A 2769-nucleotide genomic window follows, 5' to 3' on the forward strand; every position below is an offset into this window, starting at 1 on the left:
CGACGCCGGACCGGGCGGCCTCAGCCTTCCGGTGCTGCGGTCCTGGCTGGCCGCGCAGGCCGCCGGCGGCGCCGCCCGTACGACGCTGGCCCGGCGCACCTCCGCGGTCAAGATGTTCACCGCGTGGGCGGTGCGGCGCGGATTGATCGCCAGCGACCCCGCCGCGCGGCTTCAGGTGCCCAAGGCCCGGCGCGAGCTGCCCGCGGTGTTGCGCGAGGACCAGGCGCTCGACGCGATGGCCGCGGCCAAATCCGGCGCCCAGGAGGGCGATCCGATGGCGCTTCGCGACCTGCTGATCGTGGAGTTGTTGTACGCCACCGGTATTCGCGTCAGCGAGCTGTGCGGCCTTGACATCGACGACATCGATACGCCCCGTCGCCTGTTGCGGGTCCTGGGCAAGGGCAACAAACAGCGGACGGTGCCGTTCGGCGTCCCCGCGCAGGAAGCGCTGTCGGCGTGGCTCGACCGTGGCCGGCCAGCGTTGGCGACGCCGGACTCGGGGCCGGCCCTGCTGTTGGGGGCGCGGGGACGTCGACTGGACCCGCGGCAGGCGCGCACCGTCGTACATCAGACCGTCGGCGCGGTCGACGGTGCGCCCGACATCGGGCCGCATGGGTTGCGACACAGCGCCGCAACGCATCTGCTCGAGGGCGGCGCCGATCTGCGCGTCGTGCAAGAACTTCTCGGCCATTCCACCCTGGCCACCACCCAGCTCTACACCCATGTCACGGTCGCGAGGTTGCGGGCCGTCCACGACCAGGCGCACCCGCGCGCGTAATGCGGAGGGCGACGGCTCGGTTCCCGTGGGGGACGGTTTCGTACCTCGAGTGGGCACCCGAGCAGGCCGGCGCGCCGACGGTGGTGCTGCTGCACGGCGGCGGAGTGGATAGCGCGTCACTGTCGTGGGGTGGTGTCGGGCCGCGGCTCGCGGCGAGCGGCTACCGCGTGCTCGCGCCCGACCACCCCGGATACGGCGAGAGCCCGCCGGCACCGTGGCCGTCGACCCAGGACCGGTTGGTGACCTACGTCGGCGAGTTCGTCGACGCACTCGGGCTGGACCGCTACGCGATCGGCGGTTTGTCACTCGGTGGGGGAATCACGATCGGGCACGTGTCGGACCGCCCGGAAAAGGTCACGGGCGCAATGCTGTTGGGTAGCTACGGGTTGATGCCCCGGCTCTCCGAGGGACCGTTGTCCGGAGCCCGGCAGGCGTTGACGTGGCTCACGGTGCGCACCGGTCTGCTGGGCGCGGTGAGCCGGTGGTCGGGGCGAAGCCGACGCGCGATGACCTGGGTCATGCCCGCATTGATCGCCGACCCCGCGCAACGCACACCCGAACTCGTCGACGAGATTCTGTCGGCCGCTCGAGCCGAAAACGCATTCGGCGCGTTCGGTCAATGGCAGCGCGATCAGGTCAGGTGGAACGGCCTCGCCACGGACTACCGCGCCCGGCTCCCGGAATTCCCGCGGCCCGCGCTGATCATCCACGGCGACAAGGACACCAGTGTGCCGGTGGCGACGGCGCGGGCGGCTGCGGAACTGATCCCGGACGCACGACTCGAAGTGGTTGCCGGCGCCGCACATTGGGTCCAGCGCGACCGACCCGACATCGTCGTGGCCGCGATGATCGAATTCCTCGACACACTTAACGCAGCAGCTTGATCACCTCGGCGATGTCCGGCATCGCGGAGGGCCGCCCCGGCAGCTCGTCGAACACGGTCCAGTAGCTCACCCCGAAGCGCTGCTGGCGCCCAGTGAGCTGTTCGGCCATCTGCTCGTGCGTGCCGATCAGGACGAACGGCGACGACAGCAGGCGATCGGGGGACACGCCGCCGAGCGCGGTGCCCAGTTCTTCGGCGGCCTCGCGTGGCTTGTCGGTGACGACGACGGCCTGGATCAACGCGTTGAGTTCGATGTGTTCGAACCGGTCGCCCGCGGCTTGCCGCACCACCGCGATGCGGTCGGCAAGCCCATCGTCGTCGAAATGAGTGAGCCGGACCTCGGTGGCGTCGCGGTTGTGCGTGAAACCGGCGAGCCCGACGATGTCGGCGAGGCGTCCCGCGAGCTCGAGCACGCGGGTTCCGTTGCCGCCGACCAGAAGCGGGACGCGTGCGGGCGGAACGGGAAGAAGTTGGCCTGCGTCGGCGTGGATTTCGTAGTGCCGTCCCGCGACGTCGACCGGATCGCCGTCGAGCAGGGCCCGGATCACCCCGGCGGCCTCGACCAGCCGCGACACCCGGACCCCGCCGCTGTTGAAAGGGATTCCCGCGGCGTCGTATTCGGATTTCATGTGTCCGGCGCCGATGCCGAGTTCGAACCGCCCGTTGGATAGTAGGGTGAGTCCGGCCGCTTCGCGTGCGGTGTCGACCGGATGCCGGAAGTCGTTGTTGAGCACCAGCGTTCCGACGTGCAGCCGCTCGGTGGCCATCGCGGCGGCGGCGGCGCTGGTGAACGGCGGCGCCATCGGGACGAGGTGGTCGGCATAGGTCAACACGTCGAAGCCCGAAGCCTCGACCGTGCGGGCGAAAGTCCGCATCTGCTCGCCGGTGCGCGGCAGGCCGGTGGTCAGTCCGAAGCGCAGCGGCCGGGAGCGATGTGCATCGGTGGTCATGGTTCCGACGTTAGGCGCACGTTCGTCGCGGCCCGAGCGTGCGCAAAGTGGCGAATATCGGCGGCATGTCGTGTGCAAACACTCAGTGTCAGGGTGGTAATCGCCGCGTTGCGGTGGTTGGGTCTTCTCACCCGGTGTCTGGCTCCTGCAGACGCTGC

General features: G+C 70.0%; 3 protein-coding genes. 2 read left to right on the forward strand and 1 reads right to left on the reverse strand.

Annotated features, from left to right (window positions below; translation table 11 throughout):
• Both A5698_RS05560 and A5698_RS05565 read left to right on the forward strand, forming a co-directional pair.
• Positions 1-778 (forward strand): tyrosine recombinase XerC (locus A5698_RS05560; RefSeq protein WP_068294194.1); only part of this gene is annotated, 778 nt, incomplete at its 5' end.
• A complete protein-coding gene (locus tag A5698_RS05565; RefSeq protein WP_068294199.1) occupies positions 778-1662 on the forward strand; it encodes an alpha/beta fold hydrolase in 885 nt (294 codons plus the stop codon). The genes A5698_RS05560 and A5698_RS05565, both read left to right, overlap by 1 nt.
• Here the strand turns inward: A5698_RS05565 and A5698_RS05570 are convergent.
• Positions 1646-2611: an LLM class F420-dependent oxidoreductase gene (locus A5698_RS05570; RefSeq protein ID WP_068294202.1), complete on the reverse strand. Its 966-nt coding sequence runs from the start codon at positions 2609-2611 to the stop codon at positions 1646-1648. The genes A5698_RS05565 and A5698_RS05570 overlap by 17 nt on opposite strands.
• Between the last annotated feature and the right edge of the window lie 158 nt (positions 2612-2769).

Source organism: Mycobacterium sp. E136 (assembly GCF_001666865.1).
In the GTDB taxonomy this organism is placed as follows: Bacteria; Actinomycetota; Actinomycetes; order Mycobacteriales; family Mycobacteriaceae; genus Mycobacterium.

Coding starts and splice junctions, on each gene's coding strand:
- A5698_RS05565 (WP_068294199.1), top strand. CDS start 778: ATGCGGAGGGCGACGGCTCGGTTCCCGTGGGGGACGGTTTCGTACCTC.
- A5698_RS05570 (WP_068294202.1), bottom strand. CDS start 2,611: ATGACCACCGATGCACATCGCTCCCGGCCGCTGCGCTTCGGACTGACC.